The organism is Cryobacterium sinapicolor, from assembly GCF_004403465.1.
Taxonomy (GTDB): domain Bacteria; phylum Actinomycetota; class Actinomycetes; order Actinomycetales; family Microbacteriaceae; genus Cryobacterium; species Cryobacterium sinapicolor.
The window spans coordinates 71,494-94,947 of the sequence record NZ_SOGQ01000077.1 but is presented as its reverse complement, the minus strand read 5'-3'; the positions used below and the strand labels follow the sequence as shown (position 1 = coordinate 94,947).

Below are 23,454 nucleotides of genomic sequence, written 5' to 3'. Positions count from 1 at the left end.
CAGTTTGGTGGATCAAAGTGGAGTAAAGTGGATCATGGTCGGATGAGAGGGGGATGAATGTTCTTAGGCACGTATGCCCCCAAGCTCGACGAAAAAGGACGCCTCATCCTTCCCGCGAAATTCCGGGACGAGCTGTCTCCCGGGATCGTCATGACCCGAGGCCAGGAGAACTGCCTCTACGTGTTCACCACCCGGGAGTTCGAGGCGTACTGCGCGAAGATCAACCAGGCGCCGCTCACGGCCCAGAGCGGGCGATCCTTCAGCCGCATGATGTTCTCCGGCGCGAGCGCCGAGCAGCCTGACAAACAGAACCGGGTGACCATCCCCGCCAACCTGCGCGCCTGGGCCGGGCTTGACCGGGACCTCACCGTGATCGGCGCCGGCAACCGGGTAGAGATCTGGGACACCGCCGCGTGGGACGCGTACCTCTCCGAACAGGAAGAACCATTCGCCAACATCACGGAGGAGGTGATTCCGGGACTCATCTAGCTCCTGACGCCTGACTCCCAGCCGTTCTGCCTGACACACTTCCCCGGTGCCAGAGACGAATGGATGGGGATCAGGAATCAGGAACCACCCGGGACTATGGCCATCAACGACATCCACACCCCAGTTCTGCTCGACCGGTGCGTCGACCTGCTCGCGCCGGCGTTGGAACGACCCGGCGCCGTCCTCGTCGACGCCACGCTCGGCATGGCCGGGCACGCCGAGGCGTTCCTGCAGCGGTTCCCCGGGCTCATCCTGGTCGGACTCGACCGAGACCTCGACGCCCTCGCGATCGCCGAGGAGCGGCTGAAACCGTTCCGCGACCGGGTGCACCTCGTGCACACCGTCTATGACGGCATCCAGGACGCCTTGGCCGGACTCGGCATCCCCGAGGTGTCCGGCGTGCTCTTCGACCTCGGTGTGTCCTCGCTGCAGCTGGACCGGGTCGAGCGCGGCTTCTCCTATTCCAAGGATGCGCCGCTGGACATGCGCATGGACAACACCAGCGACCTGACGGCCGAGCACATCCTGGCGACCTACAGCGAGCAGGAACTGCGCCGGATCTTCCACGAGTACGGCGAGGAGAAGCTGGCGGCACGCTACGCCAAGGCCATCGTCGAAGCCCGTGAGACCACCCCGTTCGTGCGGTCGGCCCAGCTGGTCGCGGTGATCACCGCCGTCACGCCCGTCGTCGTGCAGCGCGCCGGACACCCCGCCAAGCGGGTCTTCCAGGCGCTGCGCATCGAGGTCAACCAGGAACTCGCCGTGCTCGAGCGTGCCATCCCGGCGGCACTCGACTCGGTCGCCGTCGGCGGGCGCATCGTCGTCATGGCCTACCAGTCCCTCGAGGACCGGATCGTGAAGAAGATCCTGGCCAAGGCGTCCGGCTCCACAGCCCCGGCCGGACTGCCGATCGAACTTCCCGAACACAAACCACTGTTCAAACTCCTGATCCGAGGCGCCGAACTGGCCTCGGATGAGGAAAAGGCGAGAAACCCGCGCGCAACGCCGGTTCGCCTTCGCGCCGCCGAGCGACTGAGGAGAGCCGCATGAGTGACAATCTCGCACGCGTCCTACGACCCGACTGGGAGAGCACCCCCGACGCCGATCCGGTATCGGAGCCGCGCCACATCCAGATCGTGTCGCCGCGCAGCCAGCGACACGCGCGGCCGAAGATCGTCTACGCCCTGTCGGCCGTCACCGGCGTGGCGGTCATCGTGATCGCCCAGTTGCTGCTGAGCGTCGGGATCTCCCAGTCCGCCTACGAGGTGTCCCGACTGCAGGCCAGCCAGGTCGAACTCGGGCGCACGGCGGAGAGCGTGACCGAGGACCTCGTGCGGGTGTCCTCCCCGCAGAGCCTGGCCGCGAACGCGGAAGCGCTCGGCATGGTCACCAACTCCAATCCGTTGTTCCTGCAGCTCTCCGACGGCGCCGTGCTCGGCGCCCCGGCCTCCGCCAGCGGAAGCCAGGCCGGGACGGCGAGTCTGGTGCCGAACTCACTCCTGGCCGGCGTACCTTTGATCACGGAACTGCCGCAGAACACCGGTCAGGGAGCCAGCCTCGGCGGTTCACCGGCCGAGGCTCCCGCGGCGGTTGCCCCGGCTGCCCCGGCAGCCGAGTCCAACGGCCTGCCGACACCGACGACCCGCTAACCTACCCCTGAGCAGGTGCCCGCTCCCTGCGGCGCACCGCCCATCCTCCCGTTAGTCCGTTCGCACGACTTGCCCAACCCGCGGCCCCAGGCCGCAGTAAGGATTCGTAGGTGGCGAGCAGCACCCGGCCCAGCACCCGGTCCAGCAGGCGCCGCAGCGCCGCCACGGTTCTGTTCCTGTTCATCTTCGTGGCCGTGTTCGTGGTCAGGCTCGTCGACATCCAGGTCGTGCGCGCCGAGGCCCTGAGTGCCGATTCGCTGGGCAACCGGTCGGTCGAGCAGCCCGTCTACGGATCGCGCGGGGACATCGTCGACGGGAACGGGGTCGTCCTGGCCGGCACCGTCATGCGCTACAACATCACCCTGTCGCCGCGGAACGCCAAGGAATTCGACCGCACCACCGAGGCCGGGGACGTGACCGTGACGGTCGCGCAGGCGGCCGCGGAGGTAGGTGCCCTGACCGGGCAGACCGGCGACGAAATCCTTCAGATCATCTCCGGTTCCCTGGCCGCGAACAAGAACTCCGACTACGCGGTCGTCGTGCGGGCCGTCGACGTGTCGGTGTTTCGGGCCATCGATGCGCTCGACATTCCCTGGATGTACGCGGAGAAGAACCCGGGCCGGGTCTACCCGGACGGTGCCGTGGCCGGCAACCTGGTCGGTTTCGTCTCTTCCGGGGGAGAGGCCCAGGCCGGCATCGAACTCGGACAGGACGCCTGCCTGGCGAGCACCAACGGAACCGAGACCTATGAGAAAGGCGCGGACGGCGTGCGCCTGCCCGAGAGCACCGTCACCACCGCAAAGGCCAAGGACGGCGGAGACGTCGTCACGACCATCGACTCCGATCTGCAGTGGTTCGTGCAGCAGGTGCTGGCCGAACAGGCCGTCGCCACGGGCGCGGCCTGGGGCAACGTGGTGGTGCAGGAAGTGAAGACCGGAAAGCTCGTGGCGGTTGCCGACTACCCCTCGGTCGACCCCAACAACGTCAACGGCACCTCCGACGCCGCGGACCGCGGCTCCCGAGCCTTCACCGCCCCCTTCGAGCCAGGATCGACGTACAAAGCCCTGACCACGGCATCCGTTCTCGACGCCGGGGCGGCCACCCCGCTGAGCCGGGTCGTCGCTCCGTACCGGTATCTGCCGCCCAACGGCGCCAACGTGAACGACAGCTCCAATCACGCCGACCTGAACCTCACCCTCACGGGCGTGATGATCGAGTCCTCGAACACGGGCATGTCGAAGTTCGGCGAGCTGATCAGCGACCAGCAGCGCTACGACTACATGAAGAAGTTCGGCGTGGGCTCGGCGTCGGAGTCGGGCTTCCTCGCCGAGGAATCCGGCACCCTGCGCCCCTATGAGGACTGGGACAACCAGACCAAGTACGCGACCATGTTCGGCCAAGGGCTCACCACCACGGCCATCCAGGTCTCGAGCATCTACCAGACCCTGGCCAACAACGGCGTGCGGATGCCCGTGCAACTGGTCGCAGGGTGCCGTCACGCCGACGGCACCATGACCGACGTGCCCGAAGCGGTCGGCACCCCGGTCGTGTCTGCCGCCGCCGCGCGCGAGACCGCCGACATCCTCGAGATGGTCTACCAGAAGGCGTGGCTGGCCAAGACCTGGGAAATCCCGGGCTATCGGGTGGGCGCGAAGACCGGTACGGCGCAGATGCCCGACGGCCAGGGTGGATACACCAAGGGGTATCTGGTGTCGGTCTCCGGCTTCGCTCCGGCCGACGATCCCCAGTACGTCGTTTCGGTCAGCCTCGCTGATCCTGTTAAACTGAACTCTTCCGCCGCATCTGCTCCGATCTTCCAGGAGGTCATGAGTCAGGTGCTGAAGAAGTACCGGGCGGTCCCATCGGGCGCCACCGCGCCTGCCCTTCCCGGTACCTGGTAAGAAAGCGAGCCCCGTGACCGAATTGGCACCCTCGGCTCTCCGTCCTCAGCATCCGGTCCCCAGATCGTTGTCGGGACTGGTCGATGAATTCGAACTGTATGTGCATGGCGACGTCGATGGCCTCGAGGTCACCGGCGTGAGCCTGAGCTCCCGAACCGTTCAGCCCGGAGACCTCTATGTCGGCGTTCCCGGACGGGCCAGTCATGGCGCGTCCTACGCTGCCGGCGCCCGTGACTCCGGCGCGGTCGCGATCCTGACCGATGAGGCCGGCGCGTTACTGGCCGCCGAGAGCGGCCTCCCGGTCCTCGTGACCCCGGACGCGCGCGCGGCGCTCGGAGCCGTCGCCGCCTGGATCTACCGCACCGACGCGAACCCGGCCACGCTCTTCGGCGTGACGGGAACCAACGGCAAGACCAGCGTGGTGTACCTCCTCTTCGCCCTCCTCAACCAGCTGGGCGTCGTGTCCGGCCTCACTTCGACAGCCGAGCGCCGCATCGGCGACCTCGCCGTGGTGAGCTCGCTGACGACGCCGGAGGCCACCGAGCTGCACGCCCTCCTCTCGCGTATGCGGGAGGCCGAGGTGCGCGCCGTCGCCATCGAGGTGTCGGCCCAGGCGCTGACCCGTCACCGCGTGGACGGGCTCGTCTTCGACGTCGCCGGTTTCACCAATCTGAGCCACGACCACCTCGACGACTACGCGGGCCTCGACGAGTACTTCCAGGCCAAGCTCGAGCTGTTCCAGCCCGACCGGTCCAAGCGCGGGGTCATCACGGTCGACTCCGACTGGGGCCGCCGGATCGTCGACGAGTGCCGCATCCCGGTCACGACCCTGAGCAGCAAGCCCGACGTTGCCGCCGACTGGCACATGTCCATCGTCTCCGAGAGCGCGCTGTACACAGAGTTCTTGCTCGAGGGGCCGGAGGGACGCCGCCTGCAGACCCGGGTTCCCCTGGTGGGCTGGTTCATGGCGGCCAATGCGGCCCTGGCCATCCTGATGCTGGTCGAATCCGGCTACGACCTCGAGGCCATCGCCCACTCCCTCGACCGGGACGGCGGAATCGACGTCTATATCCCCGGGCGCGCCGAGCGCATCTCCGGTGACACGGGCCCGCTGGTCTACATCGACTACGGGCACAGCCCGGACGCGTTCCTGAACACCCTCGCCGCCATTCGCAAATTCACCCCCGGCCGCCTGATCATGGTCTTCGGCGCCGACGGCGACCGCGACACCACGAAACGGGCCGACATGGGAGCGATCGCGGCCCGCGGAGCGGATGTCGTCGTCGTGACCGACTTCCACCCTCGTTTCGAGGACCCCGCTGCCATCCGTGCCACTCTGCTCACCGCCGCCAGGGAGGCCGTGCCCGGCGGCGAGTTCCATGAGGTGCCTGACCCCCGGACGGCGTTCCGAACGGCGCTCTCCCTAGCGAAAGAAGGCGACGCGATCTTGTATGCGGGACCAGGCCATGAAAATTACCATGAGGTCGCCGGAGTGAAGATTCCCTATTCCGCCCGGGACGACTCCCGCCAGGCGCTGCGCGATGCGGGGTGGCTGTAGATGATCGCCCTGACCCTCGGCCAGATCGCCCTGGCTGTCGACGGTACGCTCCAGCTGAGCGGGACCACCTTGAACATCGATTCCGTCACCGACGGAATGGTGCACACCGACTCGCGCGACACCGTTCCCGGCTCCGTCTTCGTGGCCAAGCCCGGTGAGGTGACCGACGGTCACCTCTACGCGCCGGTCGCCGTCGAACGCGGCGCCACCCTGCTGATCGTCGAACGACTGCTCGACCTCCCCGTGGCCCAGATCGTCGTGCCGGACGTGGTGCTCGCCCTCGGCGCCCTCGCCACCTACGTCGTGGCCCGCGTGCGGGAGGCCGGCAACCTCAAGATCGTCGCCGTCACCGGTTCCAACGGCAAGACCACGACGAAGAACCTGCTCCGGGCCGTACTCGAACGCGTCGGCCCGACCGTCGCGGCCCGCGCCTCCTTCAACAACGAGGTCGGCGCGCCGCTGACCATGCTCGAACTGACCCACGACACCCGATTCCTGGTAGCAGAGATGGGCGCGAGCGCCGTCGGCGAAATCGCCCGTCTGGTCCGGATGGCCCGTCCCGACATCGGAATCGTGCTCAAGGTCGGTCTGGCCCACGCCGGTGAATTCGGCGGCATCGAGGCGACCGTCCGCGCGAAGACCGAGATGGTCACCGACCTGCTCGCGACGGATGTCGCCGTGTTGAACGCCGACGACCCGCGCGTCGCCGGCATGGCCGCGTCGACCGCAGCTCAGGTCGTCTGGTTCGGCCAGGACGGCGACGAGGGCGTGCGCGCCACCGCGGTGCACGCCTCCGGGTCCGGAACCACCTTCACGCTGCACCTGGCGTCGGGCCAGTCCCGGCCGGTGGCCTTCCAGGTGCTCGGGGAGCACCACGTGATGAACGCCCTTGCCGCTGCCGCCGCCGCCGAGATCCTCGGGGTCCCGATCGACGACATCGTCTCCGCCCTCGAGTCCGTGCAGACCGCCGAGCGCTGGCGCATGCAGGTCATGGGCGGGCGTGACGGCGTAACCGTCATCAACGACGCCTACAACGCCAGCCCGGACTCCATGACGGCGGCGCTCAAGACCCTCGCCCAGATCACGGTTCCCGGCCAGCGCACCTTCGCCGTGCTCGGCGAGATGAGCGAACTGGGAGAACTGGCCGGTGAAGAGCACGACCGCGTCGGGCTGCTCGCTGTGCGCCTCAACATCTCCCAGCTCGTCGTCGTCGGGCGCGGCGCCCGGCGCATGCACATCAGCACCATCAACGAGGGATCCTGGGACGGGGAGTCGGTGTTCGTCGAGAATTCCGACGAGGCCTTCGACCTGCTCTGCGCCACCGTGCAACCGGGGGACACCGTGCTCGTGAAATCATCCAATTCCGCCGGTCTGCGATTTCTAGGCGACCGTCTGGGAGAGTGGTTCTCGTGAGAGCCCTCCTGATGGCGGGAGCCTTCTCCCTCGTTTTCACCCTGACGCTGACGCCGCTGTTCATCCGGCTGTTCCACAAGCTGGGCTGGGGGCAGTTCATCCGCGACGACGGGCCGCAGAGCCACCACGCCAAACGCGGAACCGCCACCATGGGCGGCATCATCCTCATCGTCGGAACCGTGGTCAGCTATTTCTCGGCCATGTGGATCACCGGCACGCACATTCCGATTTCGCCGCTCCTGGTCCTGTTCATGATGGTCGGGCTCGGCCTGGTCGGTTTCATCGACGACTTCCTGAAGACCCGCAACCAGCGCAGTCTGGGGCTCGGCGGGTGGGCGAAGATCACCGGCCAGGTCCTCGTGGCCGGCACGTTCGCCGTCCTGGCCATCCAATTCCCGAACGCCAACGGCGTCACTCCGGCGTCCACCCAGATCTCCTTCCTGCGTGACCTTCCGCTGGACTTCATGGCGCTGGGCAGCATCATCGGTATCTCCCTCTTCGTGCTCTGGATCTGCCTGATCGTGACGGCCACCTCCAACGGCGTCAACGTCACCGACGGCCTCGACGGACTCGCCACCGGGTCCTCGATCCTCTCGATCGGCGCCTTCATCGTGATCGGCTTCTGGCAGTCCAACCAGGCCCGTTTCGGCGGAGCCGACGTGGCGGACCTCTACCGGGCCTACGACGTGCGCGACCCGCTCGATCTGGCCATCGTGTCCGCGGCCATCGTCGGCGGCCTGATCGGCTTCCTGTGGTGGAACACCTCCCCGGCGAAGATCTTCCTCGGCGACACCGGTTCGCTGGCCATCGGCGGCGCCCTCGCGGCGCTGGCCATCCTCAGCCGCACCGAACTGCTGCTCGTGCTGATCGGCGGCCTGTTCGTGATCGAGGCCGGATCCGTCATCGTGCAGCGGGCCTACTTCAAGGTGACGCGCGGCAAGCGCATCTTCCTGATGAGCCCCATCCACCACCACTTCGAGCTCAAGGGCTGGGCCGAGGTCACCGTGGTGGTGCGCTTCTGGATCATCGGCGGGCTGCTCGTGTCCGCCGGCGTCGGCACCTTCTACCTCGAATGGCTGACCGCCAAGTGACCGGTCGACACTCGGACGACGCCGAGCCCACTGCAGCGGATGCCGCACGCCTTGACGCCCTGACGAGCTGGCACGCCGACTGGTCCGGCCTGCGCGTGGCCGTGCTCGGTCTGGGCATCACGGGCTTCGCGGCCGCCGACACCCTCGTTGAACTGGGCGCCAATGTGCTTGTCGTGGCCGGGGACGCCCCCGCCACCACCGTCCGCCTGCTCGACGTGATCGGGGCCGGCCTGGTGCAGGCCGCACCGGGAGTCGTTCCGGACGAACTGACCCGGCACCGGCCGGAGGTTCTGATCGCCTCGCCCGGTTACCACCCCGACCACGCTCTGCTGCTTTGGGCAGCGCAGGCGGGGGTTCCGGTCTGGGGCGACATCGAACTGGCCTGGCGCCTGCGCGACAAGGTCGGCCCTGCGGCCGAGTGGATCCTCATCACCGGCACCAACGGCAAGACCACGACCGTGCAGCTGACGGCCACCATGCTCGCCGCCGCCGGCCTGCGCGTCGCCCCCTGCGGCAACATCGGTGTGCCCGTGCTCGATGCCGTGCGCGACCCGCAGGGCTGGGACGTTCTCGTGGTCGAGCTCTCCAGCTACCAGCTGCACCACCTGCCCCGCACCGGTCCCGGCGCCCTCGTGCCGTTTTCCAGCGTCTGCCTCAACATCGCCGACGACCACCTCGACTGGCACGGTTCGGCTGAGGCGTACCGCGACGCGAAAGCCACGGTCTACGCCAACACCAAGGTGGCCTGCGTCTACAACAAGGCGGATGCCGCGACCATGCGCATGGTCGAGGAAGCCGATGTGCAGGAGGGTTCCCGGGCGATCGGCTTCGGCCTCGGCGTGCCCGGCCCCAGCGACTTCGGCATTGTCGAGGGCATCCTCTGCGATCGCGCGTTCCACGAGGACCGGTTCGAGACCGCGATCGAGATCACGACCGCGCCGGAACTCCGGGCACGTGGTCTCAGCGCCCCTCACCTGCTGGCCGACATCCTCGCCGCCAGCGCCCTCGCCCGGTCGTTCGGAGTCGAGCCCGGCGTCATCCACGACGCCCTCGAGGGTTTCCGCCTCGACGCGCATCGCATCGAGATCGTGGCCGAGTCCGCCGGCATCCGCTGGATCGACGACTCGAAGGCCACCAACCCGCACGCGGCGGACGCCTCGCTCACCGCGTTCGAGACCGTCGTCTGGCTGGTCGGCGGTCTACTCAAGGGCGTGGACGTCGACCAGCTGGTGGAGCGGCACGTCGGCCACCTGCGCGGGGCCGTGATCATCGGCGTCGACCGCTCCGTGCTGCGGGACGCATTCGCGCGACACGCGCCGGAGCTTCCGGTGTTCGAGATCGACGCCGACGACACTGGACTGGTGATGCCCGGCGCGGTCCGGCTCGCAGCCGGGCTCGCCGAAACCGGTGACGTCGTGCTGTTGGCCCCGGCCGCAGCATCCATGGACCAGTTCACCGACTACGCCCAGCGGGGCCGGTTGTTTGCAGAAGCCGTACGGGATCATCTGGGAGGTGAGGAGGATGAAGACTCCGCCCCGGCCCCCGGCGCCTAGGCAGGTCGCGCCCACCGCCTCCGCATCCGTCCAGCCCGCCCAGCACAGTCCCACCCGAGCCGATGCCGCGGCCCAGGTCGCGTCCGCCCGGATCCACTTCGGCCGGGTGTTCAAGGCCGAGTCCGCGAGCTACTTCCTACTCCTCGGCACCACCCTGTTCCTCGTCGTGTTCGGTCTCGTCATGGTGCTGTCGTCCTCTTCGGTCGACTCCTACCTGGAGAACACGGGCTTCTTCGGCACCGTGCTGCGCCAGGGCGGCTTCGCGCTGATCGGCGTTCCCGTGATGCTCATGATCAGTCACCTGCCGCTGAAGTTCTGGCGGAGGGTGGCCTGGCCGATGCTCATCGTCGCCTGCCTCCTGCAGTGCCTGGTCGTGTTCACCCCCCTCGGCGTCGAGGTGGCCGACAACACCAACTGGCTGTCGATCGGCGGGATCCAGTTCCAGCCCTCCGAGGGGATCAAACTCTCCCTCGTCGTCTGGCTGGGGATGATCCTGTCGCAGAAGGAGAACCGGCTCGACGACTGGCGCCACGTGTACATCCCGGTCTTCGGCGTGGGCGGCGGCGCCGTGATGCTCGTGCTCATCGGCGGCGACCTCGGAACCGTTCTGATCATGGCCGGGATCCTGTTCGGAGCCCTGTTCTTCGCCGGGGTGCGACTGCGTCTCCTGGCGGTTCCCCTCGCCGCCGGGCTCGTGCTGGCCGCGCTGATGGCGTTGACGAGCTCGAACCGGATGACGCGCATCCTGAGCTTCATGGGAGCGGGCTGCGAGGAGGTCGACGGTCCCATCTCGGCTCCCTGCTGGCAGCCGCTACACGGCACCTGGGCCCTCGCCAACGGCGGCGTCTTCGGCGTCGGGCTCGGCAATTCCAAGGCCAAGTGGTCTTGGCTGCCCGCGGCCGACAACGACTACATCTTCGCCATTGTCGGCGAGGAACTCGGACTGATCGGGGCGGTCGTCGTCCTGTTCATGTTCATCCTGCTGGCCTTCGCGTTCCTGCGGATCATGCGCACCAGCACGAGTCTTCAAGCCCGTGTGTCGACGGCCGCCGTGCTGGTCTGGCTGATCGGTCAGGCTTTCGTCAACATCGGCGTGGTCCTGGGCGTATTCCCGGTGCTGGGCGTCCCCCTCCCGCTGGTGTCCGCGGGCGGTACCGCCCTGCTCACGACCCTCGGCGCGATCGGCATCGTGCTCTCATTCACCCGGGGCGACCATGCGGACCAACCGCGGCGCGCCGACACGTCAGGAGTCCCACAGTGACCACCTATCTGCTCGCCGGCGGCGGAACCGCCGGCCATGTGAACCCGCTCCTCGCCGTCGCCGACACCATCACCAGCCGGGAACCGGATGCGACGGTCATCGTTCTCGGAACCCGGGAGGGTCTCGAGGCCCGCCTGGTGCCGGATCGCGGCTACGAGCTGGTCTTCGTTCCCCGCCTGCCGTTCCCACGCCGTGCGAACCGGCAGGCACTGTCGTTCCTGCCGCGGTTGAACCGGGCCGTGGGCGACCTGGCGCTTCTGATCCGGTCCCGTCACGTCGACGTCGTCGTCGGGTTCGGCGGCTACGTCTCGACCCCGGCCTACTTCGCGGCGCGCCGGGCCGGCGTGCCCATCGTCATCCACGAGGCCAATTTTCGGGCCGGGTTGGCCAACCGGCTCGGGGCCTGGTTCACCCGCCACGTCGGGGTGGCCTTCCCCGGCACACGGATCCGCCACCCGCACGTCGTCGGGATGCCGCTGCGCCCCGAGATCGCCGGACTCGACCGGGAAAAGGCGCGCCCGGAGGCCCTGACCTTCTTCGGCCTCGACGCCGACCGCCCCACCCTGCTGGTGACCGGCGGATCGCTGGGCGCGCGGCGCCTGAACAACACCATCGTGTCCGCTGCCGCCGGCCTGATCGCGGCCGGCTGGCAGGTGCTGCACATCACCGGTGAGAAGTCTGACGTGACCGACCCGGGGCTGGACCACTACCGCCTGATCTCCTACTGCGACCGGATGGACCTGGCGCTGTCCGCCGCGGACTTCGCGGTGTCCCGGGCCGGCGCCGGAACCGTGTGCGAACTGAGCGCCCTCGGCATCCCTGCCGTCTACGTGCCGTACCCCGTCGGCAACGGGGAGCAGCGCTTCAATGCGGCCGACGTGGTGCGCGCCGGGGGCGGGATCCTCGTCGATGACGCGGACTTCCTGCCGGCCTGGGTGCAGCACGAGCTCGTTCCGGTGCTCGCCGACCGCGAGCGCGTGCGCCGGATGGGCGTCGCGGCGGCATCCGCCGGGGGACTCGACGGCTCGGCGCGCATGACCGACTTCATCCACGCGGCCCTCGCGTAGCCACACCGGCTAACGTTGTTCCAGCACCGGAACACCAGCACCCCAGCATTCGTCTCCAACTGAGAAGAGCCAGCAACCGTGATCAAGCCCGACCTGAACCTCACCATTCCCCGTGACCTCGGCACGGTGCATTTCGTGGGCATCGGCGGCTCCGGGATGAGCGGGATCGCACGGTTGTTCCTCGCCGCCGGGCACACCGTCACCGGCTCGGACGTGCGCGAGTCCGACAATGTGCTCGCCCTGCGCGCGCTGGGAGCCCGCATCTCGATCGGCCACGCCGCCGAGAACGTCGGTGACGCCGACAGCCTCGTCGTCACGGGCGCGCTCTGGCAGGACAACCCGGAATACGTGCTGGCGAACGAGCGCGGCCTCCCCGTGCTGCACCGCTCCCAGGCCCTCGCCTGGCTGATCGAGAAGCACCGCCTCGTCGCCGTCGCGGGTGCCCACGGCAAGACCACCTCGACCGGCATGATCGTGACCGGCCTCCTCGGCCTCGGCACGCATCCCAGCTTCGTCAACGGCGGCGTGATCGAATCGCTCGGCGTGTCGGCGGCCGCGGGAACCGACGACCTCTTCGTCGTCGAGGCCGACGAATCGGACGGCTCGTTCCTGCTCTACAACACGGCGGTCGCCCTGGTCACCAACGTCGACCCCGACCACCTCGACCACTACGGGTCGCTGGAGGCGTTCGAGGCCGCGTTCGTCGAGTTCGCCCAGAATGCGGGCGAGTTCGTGGTCATCTCCTCCGACGATCCCGGCGCGGTCAGCGTGACCGGCAAGCTCACCGGCAAGCGGGTCATCACCTTCGGCGAGGATGCCGCGGCCGACGTGCGCGTGCACTCGGTCGTCACCGACGGACCGGTTCGCTTCTCCGTGGCCTGGGCCGGGCACGACTACGTCGCCGCCCTCCGGATCCCGGGCCGGCACAACGCGATCAACGCGGCCGGCGCCTTCGCGGTGCTCGTCGGGCTCGGCTTCGACCCGGAGGCATCCCTGGCCGCCATCTCGGAGTTCGGCGGCACCGAGCGCCGGTTCGAACTGCACGGCACCGTGGGCGGTGTCAGCGTCTACGACGACTACGCCCACCACCCCACCGAGGTCGCCGCCGCGCTGTCCGCCGCCCGTACCGTGGTCGGCACCGGCCGGATCATCGCCGTGCACCAGCCGCACCTGTACAGCCGCACCCGGCTGTTCGCCCAGGAATTCGCCCAAACCCTGGAGGAGAAGGCGGACCAGACCGTCGTCCTCGCCGTTTACGGCGCCCGAGAGGACCCCGAGCCCGGCGTGACCGGGGCCCTCGTCTCCGACAAGTTCACAGATGCCGCCAAGGTCGTCTACGTGCCGGACTGGCAGGAGGCAGCCGACTACGTCGCCTCGATCGCAAAGGACGGCGACTTTGTCGTCACCCTCGGCTGCGGCGACGTCTACCGGATCGTTCCCCAACTGCTCGCCTCGCTCACGCAGGCGCGCGGATGACCCGCAACCGAGCATGAAGAGGCCCGAGGGCTACGACCGCCCGGCGGCAGCCGACGAGCGGGCCGCCGGTACGAAGGGCACCCTGACGAAGAGCACCCTGACGAAGGGCACCCTGACGAAGAGCACCGCGGGGAAGGGCGCCGCGCCGAAGACCACCGCTGACAGCAGCGCCGGCACCCAGAGCACGGCAGCGAAGCAGACGGCGGCAAGGGCAGGCCGTTCCAGATCCACCGGTCACGGCGATCACACGAGCACGGAGCCGATCACGCTTCCGGCCGCCGACCCGATCGCGACAGTGTCCCGGCTACGGGCGGCGACCGGGTCCGCACCGTCTGCCTCCCCATCGTCCGCTCCGGCGCCCCGGGAACCCCACGACACTCCGCTGACTCCGGCCGGCGCCAGGCGCAAGCTCCGGGCTGCCCGACGTGCCCGCAAGCTCTACGAGCGCGAGGAGGTGCGTCGCTTCACCTGGCGGTCCCGTCGGCGGCGGAACATCTGGTTGACCGCGCTCGGCATCCTGGGCGCCCTCGTCGCCTTCGTTCTCGTCGGCACCTTCTCGCCTCTGATGGCGCTCCGCACCATCGAGGTCGTCGGGGCGAACCGCGTGCCGGCCGAGCAGATCCAGTCCGCCCTCGACGGCCAGCTGGGTACGCCGCTGCCGCTCGTGGACTTCGCCGAGGTGAAACAGGAGCTGTCGGCCTTCACCCTGATCCAGAGCTATGTCACCGAAAGCCGTCCACCGAACACCCTCGTCGTGCGCATCGTGGAGCGGGAGCCCGTCGGCACACTCGTGACCGAGTCCGGATTCGACCTGGTCGACGCGGCCGGCGTGGTCATCCAGAGCAGCGTGGAGCGACCCGCCGGGTACGCCACCATCGACGCGCGCGCCGGGGTCGGCAGCGCCGGGTTCCGGGCGGCAGCCGCCGTCATCGCGGCCCTCCCGGCCGACATCCGTGCCACCCTCGACACCGTGACCGCCGCCACCACCGACGATGTCACCCTCACGCTCGCGGGCGGCACGCGCGTGGTGTGGGGGAGCGCGGAGAAGTCGGATTTCAAGGCGGTCGTGCTCGCGGCCCTGATCGTGAGCCATCCGGTCGGCACCGTCGGCGAATACGACGTGTCGTCGCCGGACAGCGCTGTGCTTCGCTGAGATATTGGTTGGATCTTCGCGACACGCGGGCGCGCCTCCCCGACCCTGATCGGCTGGCGCATAACTTTCTAACAGGAATTGCATACTCAGCATAACTTTAAACTTCGACAAGAGGTTTAGGGTTCCACCGGAGGCCGGACGTGTCAACAACAAATCAGAATTACCTCGCAGTCATCAAGGTTGTTGGAATCGGTGGCGGCGGTGTCAACGCCGTCAACCGCATGATCGAGCTCGGCCTCCGCGGAGTCGAGTTCATCGCCATCAACACGGATGCCCAGGCGCTCCTGATGAGCGACGCCGACGTCAAACTCGACGTGGGCCGCGATCTCACCCGCGGTCTCGGCGCCGGCGCCGACCCTGAGGTCGGCCGCCGCGCCGCCGAGGACCATGCCGAAGAAATCGAAGAGGCCCTGGCCGGCGCGGACATGGTCTTCGTCACGGCCGGCGAGGGTGGTGGAACGGGCACCGGCGGTGCACCGGTCGTCGCCCGCATCGCCAAGTCCATCGGCGCGCTCACCATCGGTGTCGTCACCAAACCCTTCGGTTTCGAGGGCAAGCGCCGTCAAGCTCAGGCCGAGGCCGGTGTCGCGTCCCTGAAGAACGAGGTCGACACCCTCATCGTCGTGCCGAACGACCGCCTGCTCGAAATCAGCGACCGTGGGATCAGCATGCTCGAGGCCTTCGCCACGGCAGACCAGGTGCTCCTCGCCGGCGTGCAGGGCATCACCGACCTGATCACCACCCCTGGCCTGATCAACCTCGACTTCGCCGACGTCAAGTCGGTCATGCAGGGTGCCGGCTCCGCGCTGATGGGCATCGGCTCGTCCCGCGGCGCCGACCGCGCCATCAAGGCAGCCGAACTGGCCGTGGCGTCTCCGCTGCTCGAGGCATCGATCGACGGCGCCCACGGCGTGCTCCTGTCCATCCAGGGTGGCTCCAACCTCGGAATCTTCGAGATCAACGACGCCGCGCGCCTCGTGCAGGAAGCCGTGCACCCGGAAGCCAACATCATCTTCGGCGCCGTCATCGACGACACCCTGGGCGACGAGGTGCGGGTCACCGTCATCGCCGCCGGATTCGATGGCGGAGAGCCCGGCGCCAAGGCGGTCGAGGTTCGCCGCGCCGACCTGGTCGCCGCCGGTGTCGCCGCCGGTGCCGGTGTCGGTACCGGTGCGAGCACGGCGGGCGCTGCGGCGACCGGCGCGAACGATTCGGCTCCCTACTCGGATTCCGCGGCATCGTCGGTCTGGTCCGGCGTCGAGCCCGGTGCGGCCGTGGCCGATCCGGCCTTCGAGGAAGACCCGGACGACCTGGATATCCCGGACTTCCTCAAGTAGTGCCGTTCGCACCGACAGTCCCCGGGGTGGCGAGATGAGTGATTCGGGCAGGCCCCGGCCCGGCGGCCTCGCGGATCGGTTGGCCGCCGTTCAGAGGGGGATCACCGCCGCGGTCGCCGCCGCAGGGCGCGACCCGGAGGAGGTCACGACGATCGTCGTGACCAAGTTCCAACCCGTCTCGCTGCTCGAGGAGCTCGCCGCCCTCGGCGTGCGGGACTTCGGGGAGAGCCGTCACCAGGAGGCGCAGGGTAAGGCTGCCGCCCTGCAGGACCCGGGTCTGACCTGGCATTTCGTGGGTCAGGTTCAGGGCAAGAAGGCACGGCAGGTGCGGGCCTACGCCGACGTCATCCACTCCGTCGATCGCACCTCGCTGGTGGATGCGCTGGGCTCGGACGAATCCGTGGTCGACTGCTTCGTGCAGGTGAACCTGACGGATGACCCTGCTCGCGGCGGTGTCGCTCCGGGGGAGCTGCACGGGCTTGTCGAGCATGTGCTCGACACGGCCGGGGTGCGGCTGCTCGGGCTGATGGCGGTGGCTCCGATCGGTGCCGAACCCCGGCGAGCCTTCGCCCGGGTGCGCGAATTGGGCGAGACGGTTCAGCAGCTCGCACCGCACGCCAGATACCTGTCGATGGGCATGTCCGCGGACTACGCGGAGGCGATCAGCGAAGGGGCGACACACCTTCGAATTGGCACAGCAATCACCGGGAATCGCCCGGTATCCGGTTAATCTGGATAAGAAGAATCACCAACACGGAGGTCGAGATGTCCAACCCGCTCAAGAAGACCATGGTTTACCTGGGTCTGGCAGACGAGGAACTCGAGTACGAGGCGCCCGCTGCTGCGCCTGCGTCGACGGCCCCTCACTCGACGGCGTCGACTGCTGCGGCATCGAAGGCCGCTGCTCCCCACTCCGCCCCGAACTCCTCTCACGCCGCGTCGAACGCGTCGTCGCACTCCGCCGGCGCATCCGCTTCGGCCGGTCGCGCACCGGTGACCCCGCTGCGCAAGACCTCCGCTCCCAAGAATGTGGCTGCCTCAGACATGAATGAAATCCTCACCGTCCACCCGCGCCAGTACAAGGACGCCCAGGTGATCGCCGAATCCTTCCGCGACGGAATCCCGGTCATCATCAACCTGTCCCAGATGAGTGACGCCGATGCGCGCCGACTGATCGACTTCGCCAGCGGCCTGTCCCAGGGCCTGTACGGCAAGATCGAGCGCGTCACGGCCAAGGTCTTCCTGCTCTCCCCGTCCCACGTTGTCGTGTCAGGCGACAATGCCGCGGAGGACTCCGAAGCCGAGGCGTCCTTCTTCGCGCAGTCGTAGTAACCGCCGTGGTCAGCATCGTCGGAATCATCGGGAGTATCGCGTACTTCGTCCTCCTGCTCTACTTCTTCGTGATGTGGGGTCGGTTCATCATCGACCTCGTGCGCAGCGTCAACCGGTCCTGGCGACCGCAGGGCTTCCTGCTGGTCGTGATTGAGCTGGCCTACTCCCTGACGGACCCGCCGATCAAGTTCTTTCGGCGGCTCCTGCCGCCGCTGCGGATCGGTCCGATCGCGTTCGACTTCGGCTGGAGCATCACCATGCTCTGTGTCATCGTCGCCATGTCGATCACTGGGCTCATGCGCTGACCGATACCTCCCGCCTCGGACTTGGCATGTATTCTTGTGCGACGGCGTGCTGGGCTGACGCGGTCCGACTACACCTCGGACCTTGGTAGCGTTGGTTGAACGCAAACAGAATGTTCGCAACTCTAGTTTTAAGGGTGGAAAGCCATGGCGCTAACTCCGGAAGATGTAGTCAACAAGCGGTTCCAGTCGACGAAGTTTCGCGAAGGATACGATCAGGACGAGGTCGATGACTTCCTCGACGAGGTCGTCGTTGAACTTCGCCGACTTACCGCAGAGAACGAAGAGCTCAAGGCCCGCGCCGGCTCCGGCGTGCCAGCCGAGCCTGCCGCCGCAGTCGAGGTCGCACCGGCGCCCGAGGTTGTCGCGGAGCCCGTCGCGGCTCCCGTCGCTGTGGCTGCACCGGTCGTGGCCGAGCCCATCGATGAGACCGCCGGCACGACCAACCTTCTGCAGCTGGCACGCCGCCTGCACGAGGAGCACGTCAAGGAGGGTGCCGAGAAGCGCGATGCACTCATCGCCGAAGGCCACGCCACCGCCGCTCGCCTTGTTGCCGAGGCCGAGGCCAAGCAGCGCGCTCAGCTCACCATTCTCGATCAGGAGCGTTCCGTCCTCGAGACCAAGATCGATGACCTGCGCACCTTCGAGCGCGAGTACCGCCAGAAGCTGAAGAGCTACATTGAGACCCAGCTGCACGACCTCGACGCCACGTCGCCGGTCGAGTCGGGAAATGCCTCGAAGTCCAGCTTCCAGAGCTTTGGCGCCTAAGGTTCGAACGAAGAAGCGCCCCGGTGCGTTGATCCTCCTGGCCGTCGTGGCCCTGGGGATCTTCGCACTGGATCAGATCAGCAAGTACCTCGTCGTCAGCAGGCTGACCGAGGGTGACATCGTCCGGGTTCTGGGAGACGTGCTGCAAATGCACTTCGTCCGGAACCCGGGCGCTGCCTTTTCCATGGCGGCCGGGATGACCTGGATCTTCTCCATCATCGCTGTGGCCGTGGTGGTGCTCATCGTCTGGTTCGCCGGGCGCATCCGTTCACTGGCCTGGTCCGTCGTCTTCGGACTCCTGCTCGGCGGCGTGCTCGGCAATCTGACCGACCGGTTGCTGCGGGAGCCGTCCTTCGGCCTCGGGCACGTGATCGACTTCATCTCCACGCCTTGGCTGATCCCCGCCATCTACAACGTGGCCGACATGGCGATCGTGTCGAGCATGATCATCTTCATGTACCTGACCATTCGCGGCATCGGCCTCGACGGACGCCGCACCGACGGCTCGGACTCGTCCGAGTCCACTCCCACCCAGATAGCACCCTGATTCTCGCCATGGAAACACGCTCCCTTCCCCTTCCGGACGGACTCGCCGGAGTCCGCGTCGACGCCGGCATCGCCAAGCTCCTCGGCTTCTCCCGCAGTTTCGCGGCGGAGGTGTGCGAGGCCGGCGGGGTCACGCTGGACGGGGTCGTGGCCGGCAAGTCCGACCGTCTGCACAATGGAGCGTGGCTGGAGGTGTCCTGGCAGCCCAAGGAGGCCCTGGCGATTGTGCCCATCCCGGTGCCGGATCTCACGATCGTGCACGACGACGAGAGCATCGTGGTCATCAACAAGCCGTCCGGGGTCGCCGCGCATCCGAGTGTGGGCTGGACCGGTCCCACCGTGGTCGGGGCGCTCTCCGCGGCCGGCTATCGCATCGCGACCTCCGGGGCCAGCGAGCGGGCCGGGATCGTGCACCGCCTCGACGTGGGCACCAGTGGACTGATGGTCGTCGCGAAGTCGGAGACCGCGTACACGGCTCTCAAACGGGCCTTCCACGACCGTGAGGTCGAGAAGATCTACCATTCCGTCGTGCAGGGCCACCCCGACCCCAGCACCGGCACCATCGACGCGCCGATCGGGCGCCACCCGCGGTCGGACTGGAAGTTCGCGGTCATCGCGGGCGGCAAGGATTCCGTCACCCACTACGAGACGCTCGAGGCCTTCCCCTCGGCGTCGCTGGTGGAGGTGCACCTGGAAACGGGGCGCACCCACCAGATCCGGGTGCACATGGCCGCCCAGCGGCATCCGTGTGTCGGTGACGCCATGTACGGCGCCGATCCCTCGATCACGGCGCGACTCGGCCTGACCCGGCAGTGGCTGCACGCGAAGCAACTGGCGTTCCACCACCCGGACACCCGGGAGTGGGTCACCTTCACCACCGACTACCCGGCCGACCTCGCGCACGCCCTCGGCGTGCTCCGCGACGTCTGACCTGTAGCGACCAATACCAATACCTCGGAGCCGCTTTGTCCTCTCAGAATCAGTCGGGTGGATCGAAGGATTCCTTCGTGCACCTGCATGTGCACAGCGAGTACTCGATGCTCGACGGCGCGGCGCGGGTCAAGCCGCTGATCAATGCGGCCATCGAGCAGGGGATGCCCGCGGTCGCCATCACCGACCACGGCAACGTCTTCGGTGCGTTCGACTTCTGGCGCACGGCTACCGAGGCCGGCATCAAGCCGATCATCGGCACCGAGGCGTACATCACGCCGGGAACCAACCGGCGCGACAAGACCCGCGTGCGCTGGGGGACCAGCGGCCAGAACCGCGACGACGTCGGCGGCGCCGGTTCGTACACGCATATGACGCTGCTCTCGGAGACCACGGCCGGCATGCACAACCTGTTCCGGTTGTCGTCCAAGGCCAGCCTGGAGGGGTACTACTTCAAGCCCCGGATGGACCGGGAACTGCTGGCCGAATTCTCCGGCGGGCTGATCGGCACGACCGGGTGCGTGGGTGGCGAGGTGCAGACCCGCCTGCGCCTGGGCCAGTACGACGAGGCGAAGAAGGCCGCCGGCGAATTCCAGGACATCTTCGGCAAGGAGAACTTCTTCTGCGAGATCATGGACCACGGAATCGACATCGAGCGGCGCACCATGACCGACCTGCTCAAACTCGCCGGTGAGCTGAAGCTCCCGCTGGTGGCCAGCAACGACCTGCATTACACCCACGCCCACGACGCGACCGCCCACGCGGCCCTGCTCTGCGTGCAGTCGGCGTCGACCCTCGACGACCCGAACCGCTTCAAGTTCGATTCGAACGAGTTCTACCTGAAGACCGCCGCGCAGATGCGCCACCTCTTCCGGGACCACCCGGAATCCTGTGACAACACGCTGCTGATCGCCGAACGCTGCCAGGTGGAGTTCAACACCAAGGCCAACTACATGCCCCGATTCCCCTGCCCGGAGGGGGAGAACGAGGAGAGCTGGTTCGTCAAGGAGAACGAGATCGGGCTGGCCAAGCGCTACCCGAACGGCATCCCGGACGAGGTGCGGAAGCGAGCCGACTACGAGATCGGCATCATCATCCAGATGGGCTTCCCTGGCTACTTCCTGGTGGTGGCCGACTTCATCATGTGGGCCCGGCAGCAGGGCATTCGGGTGGGTCCCGGCCGCGGCTCGGGCGCCGGCTCAATGGTCGCCTACGCCATGGGGATCACCGACCTCGACCCCCTCGTGCACGGGCTGATCTTCGAACGGTTCCTGAACCCCGACCGCGTCTCCATGCCCGACTTCGACGTCGACTTCGACGAGCGCCGCCGCGGCGAGGTCATCCACTACGTGACCGAGAAGTACGGCGAGGAACGCGTCGCCCAGATCGTCACCTACGGCACGATCAAGGCCAAGCAGGCCCTCAAGGACGCGTCTCGCGTGCTCGGGTTCCCCTTCGGGATGGGCGACAAGCTCACCAAGGCCATGCCGCCGGCCATCATGGGCAAGGACGTGCCACTGACCGGTATGTTCGACAAGGACCATGCGCGCTACCGCGAGGCCGCCGACTTCCGGGCCGTGATCGAATCCGACCCCGAGGCCCGCACGGTCTTCGACACAGCCCTCGGCCTGGAGAACCTCAAGCGCCAGTGGGGCGTGCACGCGGCCGGCGTGATCATGAGTTCCGACCCGTTGATCGACATCATCCCGATTATGAAGCGCGAAGCGGATGGCCAAGTCGTCACGCAGTTCGATTACCCGGCCTCCGAGGCCCTCGGCCTGATCAAGATGGACTTCCTGGGGCTGCGCAACCTCACCATCATCGACGACACCCTCGACAACATCGCCGTGAACCGCGGACACCGGCCCGTGCTCGAAGAAATGGGCCTGGAAGACCCGGCCGCCTACGAGTTGCTCGCCCGCGGTGACACGCTCGGGGTGTTCCAGCTCGACGGCGGGCCCATGCGGTCGCTGCTACGCCTGATGAAGCCCGACAACTTCGAAGACATCTCGGCCGTCATCGCCCTGTACCGGCCCGGCCCCATGGGTGCCAACTCGCACACCAACTATGCGCTGCGGAAGACCGGCCAGCAGGAGATCATCCCGATCCACCCGGAGCTCGAGGAGGCGCTGGCGGACGTCATCGGCACCACCTACGGCCTGATCGTGTACCAGGAGCAGGTCATGTCGATCGCGCAGAAGCTGGCCGGGTTCTCCCTGGGCCAGGCCGACCTGCTGCGCCGTGCAATGGGCAAGAAGAAGAAGTCGGAGCTGGACAAGCAGTTCGAGGGCTTCTCCGGCGGCATGGTCGCCAACGGCTACTCCATGGAGGCGGTGAAGACCGTCTGGGACATCCTGCTCCCGTTTTCCGACTACGCCTTCAACAAGGCGCACTCGGCCGCCTACGGGGTGCTCTCGTATTGGACCGCGTACCTCAAGGCCAAGTACCCGGCCGAGTACATGGCCGCGCTGTTGACCAGCGTCGGCGACTCCCGCGACAAGCTCGCGCTGTACCTGAACGAGTGCCGACGGATGGGCATCCAGGTGCTGCCGCCGGACGTGAACGAGTCGATCGGATACTTCGCGGCCGTGGGCACGGACATCCGTTTCGGGCTGGGCGCGGTGCGGAACGTTGGCTTCAACGTGGTCGACGCGATCCGCGCGGCCCGGAAGGAGAAGGGCGCGTTCGAGTCGTTCCACGACTTCCTGCGCAAGGTGCCGATCCCGGTGGCCAACAAGCGCACGGTCGAGTCCCTGATCAAGGCCGGCGCCTTCGACTCGCTCGGAGCGACCCGTCGGGCCATGTTCGAGATCCACGAGGCCGCCGTCGAATCCGCCGTCAAGATCAAGCGGGACGAGCAGCACGGCATGGTCGGCTTCGACTTCGACAGCCTGTTCGACGACCCGCAGGAGACCGAGCAGGTCCCGGACCGTCCCGAGTGGAGCAAGAAGGAGAAGCTCGCGCTGGAACGCGACATGCTCGGGCTCTACGTCTCCGACCATCCGCTGGCCGGGCTCGAGATCCCGTTGGCCAAGCACGCCAGCACGACCATCGTGGACCTGGTCGGGTCGGAACAGACCCAGGATGCCGACACCGTCACCATCGCCGGCCTGATCACCAGCGTGCAGCACCGGATCGCAAAGAAGTCCGGCAACCAGTACGGCATCATCCAGGTCGAGGACTTCGGCGGAGAGATCGCCGTGATGTTCATGGGCAAGGCGTACCAGGAGTTCTCGCCCGACCTGATCAGCGACTCGGTCGTGGTCGTGCGGGGCCGGGTGAGCATGCGCGACGACGGCATGAACCTGCACGCGTACAGCATCTTCGCGCCGGAACTCGGGCAGGCCTCCGACACCGGGACGCTGACCGTGACGCTGGCGGAATCCCGGGCCACGACCGACACGGTGACGGCGTTGGGTGAGGTCATCACCCGCCATATCGGCAGCTCGGAGGTGCGGCTCAAGCTGGTGAAGGGCCACACGGCCCGGGTGTTCGAGCTGCCCCACCACGTGAAGATCAGCGCCGACCTGTTCGGGGAGCTCAAGAGCCTGCTCGGGCCGAACTGCCTGACCTAGCCGGTTGGGTCCCAGTCGAACAGTCGTCTCGAACGAATTCGACGGAGATTTTG

General features: G+C 67.6%; 20 protein-coding genes. All 20 read left to right on the top strand.

The annotated features are described in order from the left end of the window. Window positions 1-57: 57 nt before the first annotated feature. The 20 genes from mraZ (at window position 58) to dnaE (ending at window position 23,401) form a co-directional block, all read left to right on the top strand. Complete coding sequence (gene mraZ, locus E3T28_RS13750; RefSeq protein WP_134432325.1) at window positions 58-489, top strand: division/cell wall cluster transcriptional repressor MraZ; 432 nt, start codon at window positions 58-60, stop codon at window positions 487-489. A 96-nt stretch (window positions 490-585) separates the two neighbouring features. Further along, a complete protein-coding gene (rsmH, locus tag E3T28_RS13745) occupies window positions 586-1,539 on the top strand; it encodes a 16S rRNA (cytosine(1402)-N(4))-methyltransferase RsmH (protein ID WP_134432323.1) in 954 nt (317 codons plus the stop codon). Then, window positions 1,536-2,138, top strand: a complete 603-nt coding sequence (ftsL, locus tag E3T28_RS13740; protein WP_134432321.1) for a cell division protein FtsL — start codon at window positions 1,536-1,538, stop codon at window positions 2,136-2,138. Before rsmH ends, ftsL begins: the two co-directional genes overlap by 4 nt. Before the next feature lie 110 nt (window positions 2,139-2,248). Next, window positions 2,249-4,039, top strand: a complete 1,791-nt coding sequence (locus E3T28_RS13735) for a peptidoglycan D,D-transpeptidase FtsI family protein (protein ID WP_241979349.1) — start codon at window positions 2,249-2,251, stop codon at window positions 4,037-4,039. Window positions 4,040-4,052: 13 nt separating this feature from the next. Further along, window positions 4,053-5,597: a Mur ligase family protein gene (locus E3T28_RS13730; protein ID WP_134432319.1), complete on the top strand. Its 1,545-nt coding sequence runs from the start codon at window positions 4,053-4,055 to the stop codon at window positions 5,595-5,597. Beyond that, entirely contained in the window at window positions 5,598-7,010 is a 1,413-nt protein-coding gene (locus tag E3T28_RS13725; protein ID WP_134432317.1) for a UDP-N-acetylmuramoyl-tripeptide--D-alanyl-D-alanine ligase, read from the top strand. It abuts the gene before it with no gap. Next, entirely contained in the window at window positions 7,007-8,101 is a 1,095-nt protein-coding gene (gene mraY / locus E3T28_RS13720; RefSeq protein WP_134432315.1) for a phospho-N-acetylmuramoyl-pentapeptide-transferase, read from the top strand. Before E3T28_RS13725 ends, mraY begins: the two co-directional genes overlap by 4 nt. Next, entirely contained in the window at window positions 8,098-9,654 is a 1,557-nt protein-coding gene (gene murD / locus E3T28_RS13715) for a UDP-N-acetylmuramoyl-L-alanine--D-glutamate ligase (RefSeq protein WP_241979348.1), read from the top strand. The genes mraY and murD overlap by 4 nt, the downstream gene beginning before the upstream one ends. Next, window positions 9,623-10,915: a putative lipid II flippase FtsW gene (gene ftsW, locus E3T28_RS13710; protein ID WP_134432311.1), complete on the top strand. Its 1,293-nt coding sequence runs from the start codon at window positions 9,623-9,625 to the stop codon at window positions 10,913-10,915. Before murD ends, ftsW begins: the two co-directional genes overlap by 32 nt. Next, window positions 10,912-11,982: a UDP-N-acetylglucosamine--N-acetylmuramyl-(pentapeptide) pyrophosphoryl-undecaprenol N-acetylglucosamine transferase gene (locus E3T28_RS13705; RefSeq protein WP_134432309.1), complete on the top strand. Its 1,071-nt coding sequence runs from the start codon at window positions 10,912-10,914 to the stop codon at window positions 11,980-11,982. The genes ftsW and E3T28_RS13705 overlap by 4 nt, the downstream gene beginning before the upstream one ends. Before the next feature lie 78 nt (window positions 11,983-12,060). Beyond that, entirely contained in the window at window positions 12,061-13,458 is a 1,398-nt protein-coding gene (gene murC / locus E3T28_RS13700) for a UDP-N-acetylmuramate--L-alanine ligase (protein ID WP_134432307.1), read from the top strand. 13 nt (window positions 13,459-13,471) lie between these two features. Further along, window positions 13,472-14,611 (top strand): cell division protein FtsQ/DivIB, encoded by a 1,140-nt coding sequence (locus tag E3T28_RS13695; protein WP_134432305.1) that lies wholly within the window; start codon window positions 13,472-13,474, stop codon window positions 14,609-14,611. A 140-nt stretch (window positions 14,612-14,751) separates the two neighbouring features. Next, a complete protein-coding gene (gene ftsZ / locus E3T28_RS13690) occupies window positions 14,752-15,948 on the top strand; it encodes a cell division protein FtsZ (protein WP_134432303.1) in 1,197 nt (398 codons plus the stop codon). A gap of 34 nt (window positions 15,949-15,982) precedes the next feature. Next, window positions 15,983-16,678, top strand: a complete 696-nt coding sequence (locus E3T28_RS13685; protein WP_134432301.1) for a YggS family pyridoxal phosphate-dependent enzyme — start codon at window positions 15,983-15,985, stop codon at window positions 16,676-16,678. 35 nt (window positions 16,679-16,713) lie between these two features. Next, the gene (locus tag E3T28_RS13680) at window positions 16,714-17,277 is read left to right on the top strand and encodes a cell division protein SepF (RefSeq protein WP_134432300.1); all 564 of its coding nucleotides are present in this window, start codon (window positions 16,714-16,716) and stop codon (window positions 17,275-17,277) included. Window positions 17,278-17,285: 8 nt separating this feature from the next. Beyond that, entirely contained in the window at window positions 17,286-17,585 is a 300-nt protein-coding gene (locus tag E3T28_RS13675; RefSeq protein WP_241979347.1) for a YggT family protein, read from the top strand. A gap of 144 nt (window positions 17,586-17,729) precedes the next feature. Then, the gene (locus E3T28_RS13670) at window positions 17,730-18,350 is read left to right on the top strand and encodes a DivIVA domain-containing protein (protein WP_134432298.1); all 621 of its coding nucleotides are present in this window, start codon (window positions 17,730-17,732) and stop codon (window positions 18,348-18,350) included. After that, window positions 18,340-18,897, top strand: coding sequence for a signal peptidase II (lspA, locus tag E3T28_RS13665; RefSeq protein ID WP_241979346.1), 558 nt, complete (start codon window positions 18,340-18,342; stop codon window positions 18,895-18,897). The genes E3T28_RS13670 and lspA overlap by 11 nt, the downstream gene beginning before the upstream one ends. A gap of 8 nt (window positions 18,898-18,905) precedes the next feature. After that, window positions 18,906-19,826, top strand: coding sequence for an RluA family pseudouridine synthase (locus E3T28_RS13660; protein ID WP_134432294.1), 921 nt, complete (start codon window positions 18,906-18,908; stop codon window positions 19,824-19,826). A gap of 107 nt (window positions 19,827-19,933) precedes the next feature. Next, window positions 19,934-23,401, top strand: a complete 3,468-nt coding sequence (dnaE, locus tag E3T28_RS13655) for a DNA polymerase III subunit alpha (RefSeq protein WP_134432429.1) — start codon at window positions 19,934-19,936, stop codon at window positions 23,399-23,401. The last annotated feature ends 53 nt before the right edge of the window (window positions 23,402-23,454 follow it).

What these genes read in the sequence shown, in the direction of transcription:
- mraZ (WP_134432325.1), top strand. Translation starts at nt 58, where the DNA reads ATGTTCTTAGGCACGTATGCCCCCAAGCTCGACGAAAAAGGACGCCTC.
- rsmH (WP_134432323.1), top strand. Translation starts at nt 586, where the DNA reads ATGGCCATCAACGACATCCACACCCCAGTTCTGCTCGACCGGTGCGTC.
- ftsL (WP_134432321.1), top strand. Translation starts at nt 1,536, where the DNA reads ATGAGTGACAATCTCGCACGCGTCCTACGACCCGACTGGGAGAGCACC.
- E3T28_RS13725 (WP_134432317.1), top strand. Translation starts at nt 5,598, where the DNA reads ATGATCGCCCTGACCCTCGGCCAGATCGCCCTGGCTGTCGACGGTACG.
- ftsW (WP_134432311.1), top strand. Translation starts at nt 9,623, where the DNA reads ATGAAGACTCCGCCCCGGCCCCCGGCGCCTAGGCAGGTCGCGCCCACC.
- E3T28_RS13695 (WP_134432305.1), top strand. Translation starts at nt 13,472, where the DNA reads ATGAAGAGGCCCGAGGGCTACGACCGCCCGGCGGCAGCCGACGAGCGG.
- E3T28_RS13685 (WP_134432301.1), top strand. Translation starts at nt 15,983, where the DNA reads ATGAGTGATTCGGGCAGGCCCCGGCCCGGCGGCCTCGCGGATCGGTTG.
- E3T28_RS13680 (WP_134432300.1), top strand. Translation starts at nt 16,714, where the DNA reads ATGTCCAACCCGCTCAAGAAGACCATGGTTTACCTGGGTCTGGCAGAC.
- E3T28_RS13670 (WP_134432298.1), top strand. Translation starts at nt 17,730, where the DNA reads ATGGCGCTAACTCCGGAAGATGTAGTCAACAAGCGGTTCCAGTCGACG.
- E3T28_RS13660 (WP_134432294.1), top strand. Translation starts at nt 18,906, where the DNA reads ATGGAAACACGCTCCCTTCCCCTTCCGGACGGACTCGCCGGAGTCCGC.
- dnaE (WP_134432429.1), top strand. Translation starts at nt 19,934, where the DNA reads ATGCTCGACGGCGCGGCGCGGGTCAAGCCGCTGATCAATGCGGCCATC.